This window comes from Micromonospora sp. NPDC093243 (genome assembly GCF_044753725.1).
Lineage (GTDB): Bacteria > Actinomycetota > Actinomycetes > Mycobacteriales > Micromonosporaceae > Micromonospora.
On record NZ_JBIVNT010000009.1, the window covers coordinates 1 to 18,915 of the forward strand.

Below are 18,915 nucleotides of genomic sequence, written 5' to 3' on the forward strand. Positions count from 1 at the left end.
ACCCGGAAGCTAAGCCCTCCAGCGCCGATGGTACTGCACTCGGGAGGGTGTGGGAGAGTAGGACGCCGCCGGACAATCGTTCCCGTCAGGGCCACTCCAATCTGGGGTGGCCCTGACGGCGTTTCTGCGTCAGGCGAAAGACACCGCGTGAGGCGGCGCCCGCGGTCAGCCGCGGGTCTGGATGCCGGCGCGCAGGTCGCGGAAGAGCGCGCCGGCGTCGTCGACGGCGCGGCCGGGGAACATCCCCATCACCACGCTGCCGTGGTCGGCCCAGCCGCAGACGGCGAAGTCGCCGCCCTCGCCGCTGGTGGTACCGCACTTCATCACGCCACCCAGGTCGCCGGCGGGCACCTCGCGCAGGCCATCCACCTTGCCCGTCTCGTCGGCCATCAGGCCGAAGAGGCTGTCCAGGTCCCGCTCCGGCTGCCAGAGCAGGGTGGTCCCGCCGAAGACGAGGACCGAGCGCTTGTCGTCGGCCGGGTCGCGGTAGACGGTGCCGAAGCTGCGGTCCAGCTCGATGTCGGCGGCGAAGCCGCTGCGCAGGTAGTCGGCGGTGCTGCGGGCCCGCTCGGTGTCGTCGCGGGTCAGCCCGGCCACCCGGTCCGGGGTGGCCAGCCGGGTGTCCTTCTGGTCGGCGATCCGCCAGCCGGCCACGCCGAGGGCGCCGGCGCCCGCGAGTCCGACCGCGAGCGCCACGGCCCAGCCGATCCGCTTCCGCCGCGACCAGGTCGCCCGCGGCTCGGGCGCAGCGCCGGGGTCCCGGTTGCTCAGCTGGATCGGCTCCTCGGTCAGCTCGACGGGCTCCGGTCCGTCGCCGAGCGGACGTTCGGTGAGATGTGCGTCGGACATAGCCGACACCGTACGCGAACCATCGGTGGCGCACGTCAGGTCCGCCGAACCCCTCCGTAGACTTGTCAGGTGACCGAGAGACTGGATGCCCGACGCCCCGACGCCCCCACCCTGCCCGGCCAGTACCAGCCGGGCGAGGTAGAGCAGCGACGGTACGAGCAGTGGGTAGCCGCCGGCCACTTCCGGGCTACCACGCAGAGCGACAAGCCGCCCTTCACCATCGTCATCCCGCCGCCGAACGTGACCGGCTCGCTGCACATGGGCCACGCCCTGGACCACACCGTTCAGGACGCCCTGGTGCGGCGTAAGCGGATGCAGGGCTTCGAGGCGCTCTGGCTGCCCGGCATGGACCACGCCGGCATCGCCACCCAGAACGTCGTCGAGCGGCAGCTCGCCGCCCAGGGGCTGTCCCGCCACGACCTGGGTCGGGAGAAGTTCGTCGAGCGGGTCTGGCAGTGGAAGGCCGAGTCCGGCGGGGCCATCCTCGGCCAGATGCGCCGCCTCGGCGACTCCGTCGACTGGGACCGCGAGCGCTTCACCATGGACGAGGGCCTGTCCCGGGCCGTCCAGACGATCTTCAAGAAGCTGTACGACGACGGCCTCATCTACCGGGCCAACCGGATCATCAACTGGTGCCCGCGCTGCCTGACCGCGCTCTCCGACATCGAGGTCGAGCACACCGAGGACGACGGTGAGCTGATCTCCATCCGGTACAGCGACGAGGTGGTGGTGGCCACCACCCGGGCCGAGACCATGCTCGGCGACACCGCGGTGGCGGTGCACCCCGACGACGAGCGGTACCGGCACCTGATCGGCACCGAGGTCGAGCTGCCGCTCACCGGCCGGCGCATCCCGATCGTGGCCGACGCGCACGTCGACCCGAGCTTCGGCACCGGCATGGTCAAGGTGACGCCGGCGCACGACCCCAACGACTTCGAGATCGGCCAGCGGCACGACCTGCCCTCGCTGACCGTGATGGACGAGCGCGGCGTGATCACCGTGCCCGGGCCGTTCGAGGGGCTGGACCGCTTCGAGGCCCGACCCGCGATCGTCGCCGCCCTGCGGGAGCAGGGACGGATCGTCGCGGAGAAGCGCCCGTACGTGCACGCGGTCGGGCACTGCTCGCGCTGCCGTACGACGGTCGAGCCGCGGCTGTCGTTGCAGTGGTTCGTCAACACCGCCCCGCTGGCCCAGGCCGCCGGTGACGCGGTGCGCGACGGGCGGGTCCGGATCGAGCCGGCCGAGCTGGCCAAGCGCTACTTCGCCTGGGTCGACAACATGCACGACTGGTGCATCTCCCGCCAGCTCTGGTGGGGGCACCGCATCCCGGTCTGGTACGGCCCGGCGGGCGAGATCGTCTGCGTCGGCCCCGACGAGGAGCCGCCGACCGGCGAGGGCTGGCACCAGGACGAGGACGTCCTCGACACCTGGTTCTCCAGCGGCCTGTGGCCGTTCTCCACGCTCGGCTGGCCCGAGCAGACCCCGGAGCTGGCGAAGTTCTACCCGACCAGCGTGCTGGTCACCGGGTACGACATCCTGTTCTTCTGGGTCGCCCGGATGATGATGTTCGGCCTCTACGCGATGGACGGCCGGCCGCCGTTCGACGTGGTCGCCCTGCACGGAATGGTGCGCGACCAGTTCGGCAAGAAGATGTCGAAGTCGTTCGGCAACGTGGTCGACCCGCTGGACTGGATCGACCGGTACGGCGCCGACGCCACCCGGTTCACCCTGGCTCGGGGCGGTAACCCCGGCCAGGACGTGCCGGTCAGCGAGGAGTGGTGCCAGGGCTCCCGCAACTTCTGCAACAAGCTCTGGAACGCCACCCGGTTCGCGCTGATCAACGGCGCCCGGGCGGACGGCCCGCTGCCGGCCGCCGAGGAGCTGTCCACCGTCGACCGGTGGATCCTGTCCCGGCTGGCGCACGTGACCGCCGAGGTGGACGAGCAGTTCGAGGCGTACGAGTTCGCAAAGGTCTGCGACCTGCTCTACCACTTCGCCTGGGACGACGTCTGCGACTGGTACGTAGAGCTGTCCAAGCCGGTGCTCGCCGAGGGCGGGCCGGCGGCCGAGGTCAGCCGCCGGGTCCTCGGCCACGTGCTCGACCAGCTGCTGCGGCTGCTGCACCCGATCATTCCGTTCGTCACCGAGGAGCTCTGGATCGCGCTCACCGGCGGCGAGACGGTGATGCGGGCGCCCTGGCCGGTGGCCGACCGGGCCCGGCTCGACGACGCCGCGGAGGCGGAGGTCGGCGCGGTGCAGCGGGTGGTCACCGAGATCCGGCGGTTCCGTTCCGACCAGGGGCTGCGCCCCACCCAGCGGGTCGCCGCGCGGCTGGACGGCCTCACCACGGCCGGGATCACCGCGCACGAGCCGCTGATCCGGTCGCTGGCCCGGCTCGACCCGGCCGCCGACGGGTTCCAGGCGAGCGCGACGCTGGCGATGCCCGGCGAGGTGAGCGTGGCGCTGGACACCCGCGGCTCGATCGACGTGGCCGCCGAGCGGGCCCGGCTGACCAAGGACCGCGCGGCCGCCGAGAAGGAGGTCGCGCAGGCTCGGGGCAAGCTCGACAACCCGGCCTTCGTCGGCAAGGCGCCCGAACCGGTGGTCGCCAAGATCCGTGACCGGCTCGCCACCGCCGAGGCCGATCTGCTCCGCATCGACGCTGCCCTGGAGGCGCTGCCCTCGTGACCGATCACTCCGACTTCGCCAAGGTCGAGGCCGAACTGGCCGAGCGGGGCTTCACCCGGATGGTCTTCGAACTGGACCGGATCGAGTCCCTGCTCGACCTGCTCGGCAGCCCGCAGCGGGCGTACCCGTCGATCCACCTGACCGGCACCAACGGTAAGACCTCGACCGCCCGGATGATCGACTCGCTGCTGCGGGCGTTCGGGCTGCACACCGGCCGCTACACCAGCCCGCACCTGGAAACCGTGCGCGAGCGGATCAGCCTGGACGGGGAGCCGGTCAGCGAGGAGCGCTTCGCGGCCACCTACCGGGAGATCGCCCCGCTGGCCCGGCTGGTCGACGAGCGCTCGGCCGAGCCGCTGACCTACTTCGACATGACCACCGCGATGGCCTTCGCCACCTTCGCCGACGCCCCGGTCGACGTGGCGGTGGTCGAGGTGGGCCTCGGCGGCGCCGAGGACTCGACGAACGTGCTCCAGGCCGGGGTGGCCGTGATCACCCCGATCGGGTTGGACCACACCGAGTGGCTCGGCGACACCGTCGAGGACATCGCGCTGCACAAGGCCGGCATCATCCACGCCGGCGCCACGGTGATCTCGGCGGCGCAGGAGGAGGAGGCGGCCCGGCCGATCCTGGAGCGCTGCGCCGAGGTCGGCGCGACCATCGCTCGGGAGGGCTCCGAGTTCGGCGTGCTGCGCAAGGCGGTCGCCGTCGGCGGCCAGGTCCTGACCCTGCAGGGGCTGGGCGGTGTCTACGAAGAGGTGTTCATCCCGCTGCACGGTGCCCACCAGGCGCAGAACGCGGCCGTCGCGCTCGCCGCGGTCGAGGCGTTCCTCGGCGCCGGCACCCGCCGCCAGCTCGACATCGAGGCCGTCCGCGAGGGCTTCGCGACGGCCAGTTCGCCCGGTCGCCTGGAGCGGGTACGCAGCGCGCCGACCATCCTGCTCGACGGCGCGCACAACCCCCACGGGATGGCCGCGACCGTCACCGCGCTCCAGGAGGAGTTCGCCTTCAGCAAGCTCGTCGCGGTCGTCGGCGTGCTCGGTGACAAGGACGCCCCGGCCCTGCTGGAGCTGCTGGAGCCGGTGGTCGACCAGCTCGTGGTCACCCGGAACAGCTCGCCGCGGGCGATGCCGACCGCCGAGCTGGCCGAGCTGGCCGCCGAGGTGTTCGGCCCGGACCGGGTCGAGGTGGCCGAGGAGATGCCGGACGCGATCGAGACGGCGGTCGCGTTGGCCGAGGAGGACGTACCCGGCGAGTTGAGTGGGGTAGGCGTGCTGATCACCGGGTCGGTGGTGACCGTGGCCGACGCACGCCGGCTGCTGAAGCGATGAGCGAGCCGGAGCAGCCGCGGCGCTCGGGGCTGCGCAACCCGGAGCGGGCGGTGCGCGGTCTCGGCGCGGGCGCGTTGACCATCGAGGCGCTGGTGCTGCTGCTCGCCATCCAGCCGATCCGGGTGATCGGCGGCGACCTGGGTGGTGCGGCGATCGGCGTGGTGGTGGCGTTGGCCGTGGCGGCGGTGGTGCTGGCCGGCATGATGCGCCGGCCGTGGGCCTGGCACGCGGGCACCGTGCTGCAGGGTCTGCTGATGCTCGCCGGCCTGTTGCACTGGTCGCTGCTCGCGCTCGGCGTCATCTTCGCCCTGGTATGGGCCTACGCCCTGCACGTCCGCCGGGTGATCCTGGGCTGAGGTCCGGGTGGTCCTGGGCTGAGGCGTGGGGTGGCCGGTTTTGTGGAGGTGGCATCCATGCTCCGTGGGCCGGTGCAACCGGACGCTGTCGATCTGCTCCATATCTGAACCACCGGCACCGGCGCCGGCGTTAGCACCCGCACCCGCACCCGCACCGGCACGGCACCAGCACCAGCACCGGCACGGCACGGCACGGCACGGCACGGCACGGCACGGCACGGCACCAGCATCGGCACCGGCACCGGCACCGGCACCGGCACCGGCACCGGCACCGGCACGGGCACCAGCACCGGCACGGGCACCAGCACCAGCACGGGTGCGGGTGCAGGCACGGGGCGGATGTTCATATCTGGAGCAGTTCGACAGCGACGAGCACCGTCAACCCGGGCGGTACATCCGCCACCGGTCACCCGCTGACGACGCGACTGTCGAGTCAGGCCTCGGCGCGTTCGCGCCACTGGGTGAGCGCGATGCCGTGGCCGTCGGGATCCCGGAAGGCGGCGGCCCACACCTCCAGCTTCGTGCCCCGGTTCACCACCCGGGGCGCGTACGTGAAGCGCACGCCCGTGTCGCGCAGCCGCTCGTACGCCGCCTGGATGTCGTCCACCTCGAGGTTGACGTGCACCAGCCGGCGGCTGACCGGGGCGGCCTCGGTCACCTCGCGCAGCACCAGCCGGGTCGTCCCGGAGGCGAGCACGGCGTTTCCGGCGCCCCGGTCGACCTCGGTGAAGCCGAGCCTGCCGCGGTAGAAGTCGAGCGAGCGGGACAGGTCGGTGACCAGCAGGGTCAGCCCGACCCCGCTGATCGGCGCGCCCGCCACGATCGGGTCGGTCGCGGCCGCCTCCGGTTCGTAACCGAAGATCGCCTCGTCCAGCTCCTCCGGGCTGACCTGCGCGTCCCTGGCCGGCTGGCGGGTGGGCGCGGGATCGTCAAGCGGTAGGTCGAGCGGGTCCAGCGGGTCCGGCGGGTCCAGCGGGTCCGCCGGGGCGGTGGGCCCGGCCGCGGCCTCGGCAGGGGCGTCGAACTGCTCCTCGGCCGGCGAGCGCGGGGCCGGGGTGGCCCGGCGGGGCAGCGGGTTGGCCGCCGGCTGCTCGACCAGCGTCCCCTCCAGCACGACCGGGCCGCCCGGGCGCTGGTGCACCACCACCGGCTCGCGCTCCTCGGGCGGGCCGACCGGTTCGTCGCGCACCGGGTCGGGGGCCAGCGGGTCGCGGAAGTCGTCCCGGAAGTCGTCCTCGGCGGAGCGCCCGGCCCACGGCGGGGCGTCCTGCTCGATCAGCATCTCGTCGATCGGCTCGGCCCCGGCGTACTCCGGCGGCAGGTCTGCGCTTGCCGCGGCGGCGGTCTCGGCGTGCGTGGGCACCTCGTCCCAGAGCACCCGGACGTGCCGCTGGTCGTCCAGGGCGACCCGGATCGGCAGGGTCTGGCCGAGCGACGGCCACTTGGCGACCGGCACCCGCGGCTCGATGATCTTCTTGCTCCGCGGCGGCAGCCCGGGCGCGTCGATGACCAGCTGCAGCTCGCACCGGCCGAACGCGTACTGGGTGGGCGGCTCGGACGCGCTGTGCACGTGCCCCTCGCCGACCACCCAGGTGCGCCCGCCGCCCCGGACCGTGGCCAGCGCGATGGCCAGCACCAACAGGGCGACCCCGAGCGCCACGATGGCCCAGCTGGTCATGCCGAGGCCGAAGAGGATCACGAAGGTGGCCACGGTGCCGAGCACCGCGGCGATCAACTTGCGTACCGGCGCGATGGGTCGGCTCCCGCCATTCGCCACTGTGGACCTCCCGGGGGTCAAGGGCCAGGCTAGGCCGCGGCGGCCACCGGGGGAAAGGCCAGCCGCCGCGCCGGTGCCGGGACCGGGTCGCTAGGCTGACCGTACCCAGCCCGACCGTCTTCCGCGCACAGGAGGAACCCAGCGTGTCCAGCACCCCCGACGAGCGCACCCTCGTACTGATCAAGCCCGACGCGGTCCGTCGCGGGCTGGTGGGCGAGGTCATCTCCCGCTTCGAGCGCAAGGGGCTGCGGATCGACGCGATGGTGACCCGGACGATGGACGCCGCGCTGGCCGACGAGCACTACGCCGAGCACGTGGACAAGCCCTTCTACCCGCCGCTGAAGGCCTTCATGACCGGCGGCCCGCTGGTCGCCCTGGTGCTCTCCGGCGACCAGGTCATCGAGGTGGTCCGCGGGCTCGTCGGGGCCACCGACGGACGGCGGGCGACGGCCGGCACCATCCGTGGCGACTTCTCCCTGTCCAACCGGGAGAACCTCGTGCACGCCTCGGACTCCACGGACAGCGCGAAGCGCGAGATCGCGCTCTGGTTCCCCGAGCTGGGCTGAACCCCCACCGCCACCGACGCCGGCGGACGGCGCCCGGTTCAGTCGGTGGGCGGTAGCTTCGCCGGGTTGCCGACCATGTAGATGCCGGTGATCAGGCCGTCGGCCGCGGTGACGCTCAGCGTGTACCGGTTGCCGTCCGCGCGGGTGAGCAGCACGGCGGGCTCCCCGTTGAGCTCCAGCCGGCGCGCCGTCCACCGGCGGTGTGGACCGTAGATCCCGGCGAAGAACCGGGCGATCCGGTCCGCGCCGGTGATCGGGTTGCGGGCGGCCGACACCCGACCACCGCCGTCGCTCCAGGCCGTGGCGTCCCTGGCAACCAGGCCGGTGAGCGTCGCCAGGTCCCCGTCCCGGGCAGCGGCCAGGAACGCGTCCAGCAGCCGTTCCCGTTCGGGTCGGCTGGCGGTGAACCGGCGCTGCTCCTGCCGTACCCGGGTGGCCGCCCGGTGGTGCAGCTGCCGGCAGTCCTCGGGGGTCCGGTCCAGGATCTCGGCGATCTCGGCGTACGGCAGGTCGAAGGCGGTGTGCAGGACGTACACCGCACGCTCCGGCGGGGTGAGCCGCTCCAGCACGTGCAGCAGCGCGGTGGAGAGCGAGTCGCGTAGCTCGGCGCGGTCCAACGGACCGAACGGCGAGGACTCGGTCGGCACCGGCTCCGGCAGCCACGTTCCGACGTACGTCTCGCGTGCCGCCTGCCGGACTCGCAGCCGGTCCAGGGCCAGCCGGGTGACCACCCGGGAGAGGTAGCGCCGGGGCTCCGCCACCGCCGAGCGGTCCACGTCCAGCCAGCGCAGGTACGCCTCCTGGAGCACGTCCTCCGCGTCGTACCGGCTGCCGAGCAGGCGATAGGCGAGGCCGAGCAGCATCGGCCGGTGCGCCTGGAGCGCACCGGCCGCCTCTGCTGCCGAAGCAGTCGTCACACCTGCGCCGGAGGCTCCAACTGCATCGTCACGCCGATCCGATTCCACACGTTGATTGTGGCAATCGCGATGACCAGGTCGGCCAGTTCCTTCTCCGACCAGACCTTCGCGGCGGTGTCCCACACCTCGTCGGGCACGCCGTGCTCACCGAGCTTGGTGACCGCGTCGGTGAGCGCCAGCGCGGCCCGCTCCCGCTCGTCGAAGAACGGTGCCTCGCGCCAGGTGGCCACGGCGAAGAGCCGCCGGCTCGACTCGCCGTTGGCCAGGGCGTCCCGGCTGTGCATGTCCACGCAGTACGCGCACCCGTTCAGCATCGAGGCCCGCAGCTTCACCAACTCCAGCACGGTGTGCTCGACGTTCGCCCGGACGTACTTCTCCATCCCCATGACGGCCTGGTACGCCTGCGGCGCCACCTCGGCGGGGTTCATCCGCTGCACGACTACCTCCCTGATAGATCCGACACCGTCACGACGGATCGGCCGGGGCGTGCCGTGACAACCGGCGGCGTGACGCTGGTCATGCCGTGCCGGGGCAGATCCGCCCTCCCGCCGCCCGGGGCAGCCGAGCAGGATCGCCACGTAGTGCACCCGGATGGTTCGCCACCCGTTCGGGGTGGCGGGGGGTCGTCGGCTACCGTGACACCGCCTGCTTCGTACACGACTCGCCGGAGGACCAGTGCCGCTGCTCTACACCATCGGCAAGCTCACCGTGGGGCCCACGATGAGGCTGGCCTTCCGGCCGACCGTGGAGGGGTTGGAGCACGTGCCGGAGACCGGCGGGGCGATCCTCGCCGGCAACCACCTCTCGGTCGCCGACGAGCTCTTCGTGGGCACGGTGGTGCCGCGGCACCTGGCGTTCTGGGCGAAGTCCGAGTACTTCAAGGGCGTCGGCCTGAAGGGGGCGTTCTCCAAGTTCGTCCTCACCGGGCTCGGTGCGATCCCGGTGGAGCGGGCCGGCGGGCGCGCTGCCCTCACCGCCTTCGACGCGGCCATCCCGGCCCTCAAGGGCGGCGACCTGGTGGTGGTCTACCCGGAGGGGACCCGGTCGCCGGACGGGCGGCTCTACCGGGGGCGCACCGGCGCGGTCCGGCTGGCCATCTCCGCCGGCGTGCCGATCATTCCCGTCGGCATGATCGGCACCGAGAAGGTGCAGCCGATCGGTGCGCGGTTGCCACGCCCGGGCGCGGGCAAGGTCATCGTGCGGTTCGGCAAGCCGCTGGACTTCACCGGCCGGCCGGACGACCGCACCTCGCTGCGCGCGATGACCGACGAGATGATGAGCGAGATCCAGAAGCTCACCGGCCAGGAGTACGTCTCCCGGTACGCCCCGCCGCGCGCCCACCCGGACCCGACCCGCGAGGGCCCGGCCTGACCCGGGCGTCCCGCCGACACGGAGCCGCCCGGCCCGATCGGACCGGCCTCAGTTCCGGCCGGCCGTCACGATCTGTCCGCGCAGGGTGTCGAGCAGGGCCGCGCTGTCCTGCACGGAGAGCCGGGTGAAGACTCCGGTGGCGATGCTGCCGTGGTCGACCGAGGTGCAGACCACCACGTCGGTGCCGTCGGCGCTGCCCACCGCGCAGCGCTCGTGCCGGCCGCGTACGCCAGTGTCGACCTTCTCGGCGGCGTCGAGCTGGTACTGCTCGGTCAGCCGGGTGATCTCGTCGTCCGCGTCGGCCTCCGGGGTCAGCCGGAAGCCGGTCCCGCCGAAGACCGTCACCGGCTTGCCGTCCGCCGTGGTGTAGACGCCGGCGAAGGTGTCCTCGGCGAGCCAGTGCGCCTTGCGTACCTCGGTCTCCAACTGCCGGGCGGCCTGCTCGCTGCGGCTGTCCTCGCGCAGCGACAGGTCGGCCACCCGACCCGGGAGGCTGGCCTTCGCCGGATACTGCGCCGAGATCGGCATGCCGTAGTAGGCCGGGCAGCCGCAGCAGCAGGCGAGGGTGAGCAGCAGCAGCCACGGCCAGCGGCGCCGCTTGCGCACCGGGACGTACCCCTTGGGGGCACGCCAGTCGGGCGGCGGCGCGGCCGGCGGTGGGGCGGGCGACCGTTTCGACCGGCGCTGCTTCGGCGGCGCCGGCGGGGCGGGCGGCGCCGGGCGGGCCGGCACCGGAGGTCGCGCGACCGGCGGGGCCGGTGCCGGATGGCGCGGCGCGACCTGGTGTGGCGGAACGTGGGGCGCCGGCGAGACCGGCGGCGGGGGGACCGGCGCGGGTGGTCCCGAGTACGGGCGGGTCGGCGGGGGCGCCGGATAGGAGACCGTCGGCGGCAGCGGCGGCAGCTCGGCCGAGGGCAGCTCCCAGCCGCCGGTGTCCGCGCCGGCCCACGGGTCGACCGGAACCCGGTGCTCGGGAGGTTCCGGCGGCGCGGGCGGCACCGGGGTCGGCTCGGCCGACTCGCCCCAGGCGCGCCGGCGCGGTGGCGGTGGCGGCACCGGGGCGGAGCCGCTCCACCGTGGCGGTGTCGGATCGCCCGCGGCCTCGGCGACGGGTAGCCGCCGGGTGCCGGAGGGACCGTCCGACGCCGCCCCGTCGTCGCTGGCGGGATCCGCCGGGTCGGCCGCCGGCTCGGTGAGTGGCCGGGTGCCCTCGGGGCCGGCCGACTCGCTCGCCGACTCGCTCGCCGGCTGCGGCTCGGCGGGCCGACGGTCGCCGTCGTCACCAGACGCCGTGCCGGGTTGCGGCTCGAGCGGGGTCGGTGGGCCCGGGTGGGACACGCCCTCCGGCGGTACGGGGGAGGAGGTCCCCTCCCCGGCGACGGTCGGATCGCGGTCCGGCTCCGTGCCCGGGGTCTTCCCGTCGGCCGGCCGGTCTGCGCCCGGCTGCGGCTCCGGCATCGCGGCAATCTCCTCTCGCGCCGGTCCGAGGTTAGTACCGGGGTGCCAGTTTCGGCGATCCGCCCACCGCCGGGATGCCGCGCACTGCGCGCGGCCATTGCCGGACGGGCGCGTACCCTTGGGCTTCATGAGCGTCCCGTCCACGACGCCGCGCCCTGTCGCGGCCAACTCCGTCTGGCCCCGGCTGGAGCCGCTGCTGCCCCAGGTGACCAAGCCCATCCAGTACGTCGGTGGCGAGTTGGGCGCGGTGGTCAAGGACTGGGACGCGGCCACGGTGCGCTGGGCGTTGATGTACCCCGACGCGTACGAGGTCGGTCTGCCCAACCAGGGCGTGCAGATCCTCTACGAGGTGCTCAACGAGCTGCCCGACGTGCTCGCCGAGCGGACGTACGCGGTCTGGCCGGACCTGGAGACGCTGATGCGCGCGAACGGCGTGCCGCAGTTCACCGTCGACGCGCACCGCCGGGTACGCGACTTCGACGTGTTCGGCATCTCCTTCTCCACCGAGCTGGGCTACACCAACCTGCTCACCGCGATCGACCTGGCCGGCATCCCGATGCTGGCGGGCGACCGCACCGACGCCGACCCGGTGATCGTGGCCGGCGGGCACGCGGCGTTCAACCCGGAGCCGATCGCCGACTTCATCGACGCCGCCGTGCTCGGCGACGGCGAGGAGGCGGTCCTCGAGATCACCACGATCGTCCGCGAGTGGAAGGCCGAGGGCTCCCCGGGCGGGCGCGACGAGCTGCTGCTGCGCCTGGCCCGCACCGAGAGCGTCTACGTGCCGCGCTTCTACGACGTGGACTACCTGCCCGACGGCCGGATCCAGCGGGTCGTGCCGAACCGGGCGGACGTGCCGTTCCGGGTGCACAAGCGCACGACGATGGACCTGGACGCCTGGCCGTACCCGAAGAAGCCGCTGGTGCCGCTCGCCGAGACGGTGCACGAGCGGTACGCGGTGGAGATCTTCCGGGGCTGCACCCGGGGCTGCCGGTTCTGCCAGGCCGGCATGATCACCCGACCGGTGCGGGAACGGTCGATCACCACGGTCGGTCAGATGGTCCGCGAGGGCCTGGAGTTCTCCGGCTTCCACGAGGTGGGCCTGCTCTCGCTCTCCTCCGCCGACCACTCCGAGATCGGCGACATGTGCTCGGGCCTCGCCCAGCAGTACGAGGGCACGAACGTCTCGCTGTCGCTGCCGTCGACCCGGGTCGACGCGTTCAACATCGACCTGGCCCAGGAGTTGTCCCGCAACGGGCGGCGGACCGGCCTGACCTTCGCCCCCGAGGGCGGGTCGGAGCGGATCCGCAAGGTGATCAACAAGATGGTGTCCGAGGAGGACCTCATCCGCACCGTCGTCACCGCCTACACCAACGGCTGGCGGCAGGTGAAGCTCTACTTCATGTGCGGCCTGCCCACCGAGACCGACGAGGACGTGCTCCAGATCGCCCGGATGGCCCACGAGGTCATCAAGGCCGGTCGGGCCGCCACCGGGTCGAAGGACATCCGCTGCACGGTCTCCATCGGCGGGTTCGTGCCGAAGCCGCACACCCCGTTCCAGTGGGCGGCGATGGAGCGGCCGGAGGTCATCGACAACCGGCTCAAGATGCTCAAGCAGGAGATCAACTCCGACCGCTCGCTGGGCCGGGCGATCGGCTTCCGCTACCACGACGGCGAGCCGTCGCTGATCGAGGGCCTGCTCAGTCGCGGTGACCGCCGGGTCGGCGCGGTGATCCGCAAGGTCTGGGAGAACGGTGGCCGCTTCGACGGCTGGAGCGAGCACTTCTCCTACCAGCGCTGGGTGGACGCCGCGGCCGAGATGCTGCCGGCGTTCGGGGTGGACCTCGACTGGTACACCACCCGGCAGCGCGACGAGCTTGAGGTGCTGCCCTGGGACCACCTGGACTCCGGGCTGGACAAGGACTGGCTCTGGCAGGACTGGCAGGACTCCCTCTCCGAGTACGAGCAGGACGACTGCCGGTGGACCCCGTGCTTCGACTGCGGCGTCTGCCCCGCCATGGACACCGAGATCCAGATCGGCCCGACCGGGAAGAAACTGCTCCCGTTGACCCCGATCGCCGGTTCCGGCCTCAAGGTCCCCAGCGTCACCCCCGCCACCCCCGCCCACCCCTGACCAGTCCCCGCTGGCCCCCACGCGGGGCCCAGCTGCGTTGATCATGAAGTTGTTGTCACCGGTACGGCGTGTCGCGGACAATAACTTCATGATCAACGCGTGACTGACCGAGCGAGGAGCACGACGATCAGTAAGAGACCACAGCCGGAGGGCGGGCAGGCGCCGGTCGTCCAGCGCGTCCGGATCCGGTACGCCAAGCGCGGGCCGCTGCGATTCACCTCGCACCGGGACTTCGCCCGGGCCTTCGAGCGGGCCGTACGTCGGGCCGGTGTGCCCATCGCCTACTCGCAGGGCTTCACCCCGCACCCCAAGATCTCGTACGCCAGCGCCGCGCCGACCGGCGTGGCGAGCGAGGCGGAGTACCTGGAGATCGGTCTGCAGGCACCGGTCGACCCGGCCGCGCTGCGCGCCGCGCTGGACGCCGCCCTCTCGCCCGGCCTCGACGTGCTGGACGCGGTGGTGGCGACCGGCGGCAGCCTGCCCGACCGGATCGAGGCGTCGGACTGGCGCATCGAGCTGCCGGGAATCGAGCCGGCGACGCTGCGCGCCGCGGTGGAGGCCTTCACCGCCGTCGACGAGGTGCTGGTCGAGCGGATGACCAAGCAGGGACGTCGCACCTTCGACGCGCGGCAGGCGGTCATCGCCATCGATGTGGCGGCGCCGACAGCGACTCCTTCCGGGGGACCGGCCGTACCGTGTGCGATACTCGAAGTGGTCGTGCGGCAGGTCACCCCGTCCGTACGACCCGATGACGTCCTTTCCGGCCTCCGCGTGGTGGCCGACCTGGAGCCGCCGGTTCCACCGCGAGTGACCCGGCTGGCTCAGGGCACGTTGACCGCGCAGGGCGCGATCGTGGATCCGTTGGATGCGGACCGCGACGGGGCAACCATCGGTGGGCACTGACCGACGGTCAGCGCTCGGAAGATAGGCAGACTTCGGCGGTCGCGCACCTCGCGCGCCCGGCGGAAACACTTTGCGGCGACCCTGCGTGGCAGCGCTCACCCGCGCCCGGGGCAGCCAGAACTGGAGAACGTCCATGCTCGAGAACGAGCCCGAGGGCGGCGAACGGACCGGTTCACAGCCGGCCGGCGAAACCGCCGAGCAGCACAACCCCGTCGACGGCGGGGCCGGCGAGAGCCGGGGCGCCGTCGGCGACCGGGGCCCGGAGCCCGCGGTCGAGGCCGGTGGCGAGGTCGCCGAACCCGCGCCCACCCGGCGGACCCGGGTCACCCGCCGCCGGGCCGCGCCGCTGAACCAGCCGGAGCAGGCCGAGGCGCCGGTCGAGGCGCCCGCCGTGAGCACCGGTAGCGACGAGTCCCCGCAGGCGGAGGTGTTGGCGCCGGTCTCCGGTGACCTCGACACCGCCCCGAAGACCACGCGTCGCCGCCGCAAGGCGACGCCCGCCAAGGCCGCCGAGGAGCCGCTGGTCGCGGCGGCGGCCGAGGACGCCTCCCCGGAGGTCGTTCCGCCGGTCAAGGTCACCCGTACCCGGCGGAAGAAGGCCACCCCCGCGGTGGCCGAGCCGGCTGCGGAGGCGCCGGCCGGCGAGCTGCCGGCCGAGGCCGCACCGCCGGCCCCCACCGCTGCGGCGGAGGAGCCGGTGACCGGCGGCATGGCTGAGCCCGGTCGTGGCGCCGAGGCCCCGTCCGGCGAGGTGTCGCCAGGTGTCGCCGTGGCCGGCACCACCGAGCAGTTGAGCGAGCCCGCCGAGGCCGCCGAGCCGGAGCAGCCGCGTACCCGCCGGCGGCGGGCCACGCTCTCCGCGCCCACCGTGCTGTTCATGGCCCCGCAGCCGGAGTCGGTGCCGGTCGTGCAGGTCGAGCCCACCCCCGCCCCGGTCGTCGAGGAGCCGGCCGCCGAGGAGGCGGCCGAGCCGTCGCGCCGTCGGCGGCGCGGGCGCCGCGAGGTCGAGCCGGTGGAGCCGGCCGAGGCGGAGCAGGAGCTGACCGAGGAGGCCGAAGAGGCCGCCGAGGAGACGGACGAGGACGAGGACGAGGAGAGCGCCGCTGCCCGGCGTCGGCGTCGGCGCGGCCGTCGTGGTCGGGGTCGGGGTAAGGGCGGCGCCGACGACTCCGAGGACGAGGAGTCCGAGGAGGCGACGCAGGCCGAGGCGGAGACCGAGGCCGAGGGCGAGGGCGACGAGGACGAGGAGACCGACGGGGACGGGCTGACCCGCCGCCGTCGGCGTCGCCGCCGCCGGGGTGCCGGCGACGTCGAGGGGGGCGCGGACGACGGCGTCCCCACCGTGGTCAAGATCCGCGAGCCGCGCCGCACCGTGGACGAGGTGCAGGGCGTCTCGGGCTCGACCCGGCTGGAGGCCAAGCGCCAGCGCCGCCGGGACGGCCGGGAGCAGCGGCGCACCCGGCCGCCGATCCTCAGCGAGTCGGAGTTCCTGGCCCGCCGGGAGGCGGTCGACCGGGTGATGGCCGTCCGCCAGCGCGGCGACCGTACCCAGATCGCGGTCCTCGAGGACGGCGTGCTGGTCGAGCACTACGTGACCCGCAACTCCTCCGGGACGATGGCCGGCAACGTCTACCTGGGCAAGGTGCAGAACGTCCTGCCCAGCATGGAGGCGGCCTTCGTCGACGTCGGTCGGGGTCGCAACGCGGTCCTCTATGCCGGTGAGGTCAACTGGGACACCAGCGGCCTGGAGGGGCGGGCGCGCTCGATCGAGCAGGCGCTGAAGTCCGGCGACTCGGTGCTGGTGCAGGTCACCAAGGACCCGATCGGGCACAAGGGCGCCCGGCTGACCAGCCACATCGCGCTCTCCGGCCGGCACCTGGTCTACGTGCCCAACGGCAACGCCTCCGGGATCAGCCGCAAGCTGCCCGACACCGAGCGCAAGCGGCTGCGGGACGTGCTGAAGAAGCTGGTCCCGGACGGCGCGGGCGTAATCGTCCGGACGGCCGCCGAGGGCGCCAGCGAGGACGAGCTGGCCCGGGATGTCAAGCGGCTCCAGGCGCAGTGGGAGGACATCCAGGCCAAGGCGGCCGAGGGTGGTGCCCCGGTGCTGCTCTACGAGGAGCCGGACCTGGTGATCCGGGTGGTCCGGGACCTCTTCAACGAGGACTTCCGCGAGCTGGTGATCGAGGGCGAGCAGTCGTACGACATCGTCGAGTCGTACCTGTCGCACGTCTCGCCCGACCTGGTCGCCCGGCTGCGCCGGCACACCGGCACCACCGACGTCTTCGCCGAGTACCGGATCGACGAGCAGATCCTCAAGGGGCTGGACCGCAAGGTCTTCCTCCCCTCCGGCGGGTCGCTGGTGATCGACCGGACCGAGGCGATGACGGTCATCGACGTCAACACCGGCAAGTACACCGGCTCCGGGGGCAACCTGGAGGAGACGGTCACCCGCAACAACCTGGAGGCGGCCGAGGAGATCGTGCGTCAGCTGCGGCTGCGCGACCTCGGCGGCATCGTCGTGATCGACTTCATCGACATGGTCCTGGAGTCGAACCGGGAGCTGGTGCTGCGCCGGCTCACCGAGTGCCTCGGCCGGGACCGCACCAAGCACCAGGTCACCGAGATCACCTCGCTCGGTCTGGTGCAGATGACCCGTAAGCGGATCGGCGCCGGCCTGCTCGAGGCGTTCAGCGAGACCTGCGAGTGCTGCAAGGGCCGCGGCGTGATCATTCACACCGAGCCGGTGCCGGAGAAGCCGCGTACCGGTGGGGCCGGGGAGAAGGTCAAGGCGGTCGCCTCGGCGGTCACCACCCCGGCGGCCGAGCCGACCAGCGGGGCGTCGCGGCGCCGGGCGCGCAAGAGCACGCCGGCGGAGCGCGCGACGGTCGAGATCAGCGAGCCGGCCGTGGCCACCGACACGGAGGCCGACTACCACGACACGATGGGCTACGACCTGTCGCGCTACGCGGCGGACACCGAAGCCGCGCCCGCCGTCGCCGACAGCCAGCAGGGCGAGTCGGCCCGGCTGGCCGCGGCGGACGACCCGGACGCGCTCGGCGAGGACGCCGACGAGGCCGAGGGCACCGCGGGTCGTCGTCGGTCCCGCCGTGGTGGCGCCCGGCGGCGTACCCGTCCGTGAGGGTCTGACCAGGCAGGTGTTTGACAGGGCCCCGGCCCCGGCAATGTGACCGGGGACGGGGCCCTGTCCCGTACCCCGAGCCACCTCGGACCGGATCCGGGTGGCCCGGCCGGAACCGGTCAAGGAGGAGAGAATGCGCCGCCTGCTCACCGTCACCGCGCTGACCGTCGGGCTCTCCTCGACCGCCGGATGCGCGGGCGCCCGACCGGCCGACGCCCCGGCGACCACGGCCGGCAGCGCCCCGGCGGCCGGCACGCCGACCACCGCCGGGAGCGCGGTGGCGGGCGCCGGGAACAGCCCGGCGGTCTGCGCCGCCGCGCAGCAGGCCAGCGTCACCGGGATCCAGACGTACGTCGAAGAGTTGGGCAGGATGCTCGCGGCGGCCGGCGCGAGCGACAGCACGGGGGCTGAGGCTGCCCGGCTGCGGGCCGAGGCGGCCCTCACCGGCTGGCGGAGCGCCCTGCGTGAGCAGGCGGCCCGAGCCACCGATCCGCAGCTGACGACGCTGCTCAGCGACCTGGGCGCGGAGGTCGGCGCGATGGGCGCCGACGTCGACGCGGTCGACGAGACCGAGCTGGACCGCCTCCAGCAGCGCCTGGACCAGCTCTGCCCGCGCTGACCGGCCGGGTCGGTTTGGGTCGCGGGCCGGGCATGGCGTACGCTAACCTGCGGCGCACTTTGGTGTGCCGAGTTCCCGCGTGCCCGCGCCGCCGTGCCACTGCTACCCGGCGAGCCGCCGCGGGGACGACCGCCAGCAGCCTCAACGACAGGGAGTCCGCCTCCGATGTACGCGATCGTCAAGACCGGCGGCAAGCAGTACAAGGTCGCCGAGGGCGACGTGATCGAGGTCGAGAAGCTCACCGGTGCCCCCGGTGACGCGGTGAAGCTCACCGCGGTGCTCCTCGTCGACGGTGACGACCTGGTGACCGACGCGGCGAAGCTTGCCAAGGTCGCGGTGTCCGGCGAGATCGCCGCGCACACCAAGGGCCCGAAGATCAAGATCCACAAGTTCAAGAACAAGACCGGCTACCACAAGCGCCAGGGTCACCGCCAGCCGCTGACCCAGGTCAAGGTGACCGGCATCTCCAGCGGGAAGTAGGTCGTCCTCCAATGGCTCACAAAAAGGGTGCGTCCAGCTCGCGTAACGGCCGTGACTCCGCGGCCCAGCGGCTCGGCGTGAAGCGCTTCGGTGGTCAGGTCGTCAGCGCCGGCGAGATCATCGTCCGGCAGCGTGGCACCAAGTTCCACCCCGGTGACCTGGTCGGCCGTGGCGGCGACGACACGCTCTTCGCGCTGTCCGCCGGTTCGGTCCAGTTCGGCACCAAGCGTGGTCGCAAGACCGTCAGCATCGTGCCGCAGCAGTAACTCGAAGGCTTTGCGGGCCGCGGACCTCCGGGTCCCGGCCCGCTTCGCTTTTTCTCGC

At 73.0% G+C, this 18,915-nt stretch carries 15 protein-coding genes and 1 pseudogene; 11 read left to right on the forward strand and 5 right to left on the reverse strand.

The annotated features are described in order from the left end of the window. Positions 1–165 precede the first annotated feature (165 nt). A complete protein-coding gene (locus ACIP9D_RS26950; RefSeq protein WP_350873941.1) occupies positions 166–849 on the reverse strand; it encodes a hypothetical protein in 684 nt (227 codons plus the stop codon). Positions 850–918: 69 nt separating this feature from the next. Between ACIP9D_RS26950 and ACIP9D_RS26955 the strand changes: the two genes are divergently transcribed. From ACIP9D_RS26955 to ACIP9D_RS26965, 3 genes are read left to right on the forward strand one after another with little or no spacing between them, the layout of a single operon-like run. Beyond that, positions 919–3,537: a valine--tRNA ligase gene (locus ACIP9D_RS26955; RefSeq protein WP_350873942.1), complete on the forward strand. Its 2,619-nt coding sequence runs from the start codon at positions 919–921 to the stop codon at positions 3,535–3,537. Further along, a complete protein-coding gene (locus ACIP9D_RS26960; protein ID WP_350873943.1) occupies positions 3,534–4,868 on the forward strand; it encodes a folylpolyglutamate synthase/dihydrofolate synthase family protein in 1,335 nt (444 codons plus the stop codon). The genes ACIP9D_RS26955 and ACIP9D_RS26960 overlap by 4 nt, the downstream gene beginning before the upstream one ends. Then, the gene (locus tag ACIP9D_RS26965) at positions 4,865–5,224 is read left to right on the forward strand and encodes a DUF4233 domain-containing protein (RefSeq protein WP_350873945.1); all 360 of its coding nucleotides are present in this window, start codon (positions 4,865–4,867) and stop codon (positions 5,222–5,224) included. Before ACIP9D_RS26960 ends, ACIP9D_RS26965 begins: the two co-directional genes overlap by 4 nt. 433 nt (positions 5,225–5,657) lie before the next feature. On the opposite strand, the gene ACIP9D_RS26970 is transcribed toward ACIP9D_RS26965, so the two are convergent. After that, positions 5,658–7,001: a VOC family protein gene (locus tag ACIP9D_RS26970; RefSeq protein WP_350873946.1), complete on the reverse strand. Its 1,344-nt coding sequence runs from the start codon at positions 6,999–7,001 to the stop codon at positions 5,658–5,660. Positions 7,002–7,144: 143 nt separating this feature from the next. On the opposite strand from ACIP9D_RS26970, the gene ndk reads away from it, so the two are divergent. Continuing rightward, on the forward strand, positions 7,145–7,567 hold the full coding sequence (gene ndk, locus ACIP9D_RS26975; protein WP_350873947.1) for a nucleoside-diphosphate kinase: 423 nt from the start codon (positions 7,145–7,147) through the stop codon (positions 7,565–7,567). A 38-nt stretch (positions 7,568–7,605) separates the two neighbouring features. Here ndk and sigJ read toward each other — a convergent pair whose 3' ends face one another. Both sigJ and ACIP9D_RS26985 read right to left on the reverse strand, forming a co-directional pair. After that, complete coding sequence (sigJ, locus tag ACIP9D_RS26980; RefSeq protein WP_350873949.1) at positions 7,606–8,484, reverse strand: RNA polymerase sigma factor SigJ; 879 nt, start codon at positions 8,482–8,484, stop codon at positions 7,606–7,608. Then, complete coding sequence (locus ACIP9D_RS26985) at positions 8,481–8,912, reverse strand: carboxymuconolactone decarboxylase family protein (RefSeq protein ID WP_400451248.1); 432 nt, start codon at positions 8,910–8,912, stop codon at positions 8,481–8,483. Before ACIP9D_RS26985 ends, sigJ begins: the two co-directional genes overlap by 4 nt. A 247-nt stretch (positions 8,913–9,159) precedes the next feature. Between ACIP9D_RS26985 and ACIP9D_RS26990 the strand changes: the two genes are divergently transcribed. Beyond that, complete coding sequence (locus tag ACIP9D_RS26990; protein ID WP_350873951.1) at positions 9,160–9,855, forward strand: lysophospholipid acyltransferase family protein; 696 nt, start codon at positions 9,160–9,162, stop codon at positions 9,853–9,855. Between the two features lie 48 nt (positions 9,856–9,903). Here ACIP9D_RS26990 and ACIP9D_RS26995 read toward each other — a convergent pair. Further along, positions 9,904–11,007, reverse strand: a pseudogene (locus tag ACIP9D_RS26995) (hypothetical protein); the annotation flags it as partial. A 433-nt stretch (positions 11,008–11,440) separates the two neighbouring features. On the opposite strand from ACIP9D_RS26995, the gene ACIP9D_RS27000 reads away from it, so the two are divergent. The 6 genes from ACIP9D_RS27000 (at position 11,441) to rpmA (ending at position 18,857) form a co-directional block, all read left to right on the forward strand. Further along, positions 11,441–13,447 carry a TIGR03960 family B12-binding radical SAM protein gene (locus ACIP9D_RS27000; RefSeq protein WP_350873953.1) on the forward strand — a complete coding sequence of 669 codons (2,007 nt, stop codon included), beginning with the start codon at positions 11,441–11,443 and terminating at the stop codon, positions 13,445–13,447. Between the two features lie 183 nt (positions 13,448–13,630). Next, positions 13,631–14,350 (forward strand): TIGR03936 family radical SAM-associated protein, encoded by a 720-nt coding sequence (locus ACIP9D_RS27005; protein WP_350874208.1) that lies wholly within the window; start codon positions 13,631–13,633, stop codon positions 14,348–14,350. A 133-nt stretch (positions 14,351–14,483) separates the two neighbouring features. Continuing rightward, entirely contained in the window at positions 14,484–17,492 is a 3,009-nt protein-coding gene (locus tag ACIP9D_RS27010) for an Rne/Rng family ribonuclease (RefSeq protein WP_350873954.1), read from the forward strand. A 133-nt stretch (positions 17,493–17,625) separates the two neighbouring features. Further along, positions 17,626–18,111 carry a hypothetical protein gene (locus tag ACIP9D_RS27015; protein WP_350873955.1) on the forward strand — a complete coding sequence of 162 codons (486 nt, stop codon included), beginning with the start codon at positions 17,626–17,628 and terminating at the stop codon, positions 18,109–18,111. A gap of 165 nt (positions 18,112–18,276) precedes the next feature. Next, positions 18,277–18,591 carry a 50S ribosomal protein L21 gene (gene rplU, locus ACIP9D_RS27020; RefSeq protein ID WP_250797382.1) on the forward strand — a complete coding sequence of 105 codons (315 nt, stop codon included), beginning with the start codon at positions 18,277–18,279 and terminating at the stop codon, positions 18,589–18,591. Between the two features lie 11 nt (positions 18,592–18,602). Next, positions 18,603–18,857: a 50S ribosomal protein L27 gene (rpmA, locus tag ACIP9D_RS27025; protein ID WP_350873956.1), complete on the forward strand. Its 255-nt coding sequence runs from the start codon at positions 18,603–18,605 to the stop codon at positions 18,855–18,857. Positions 18,858–18,915: the final 58 nt, after the last annotated feature.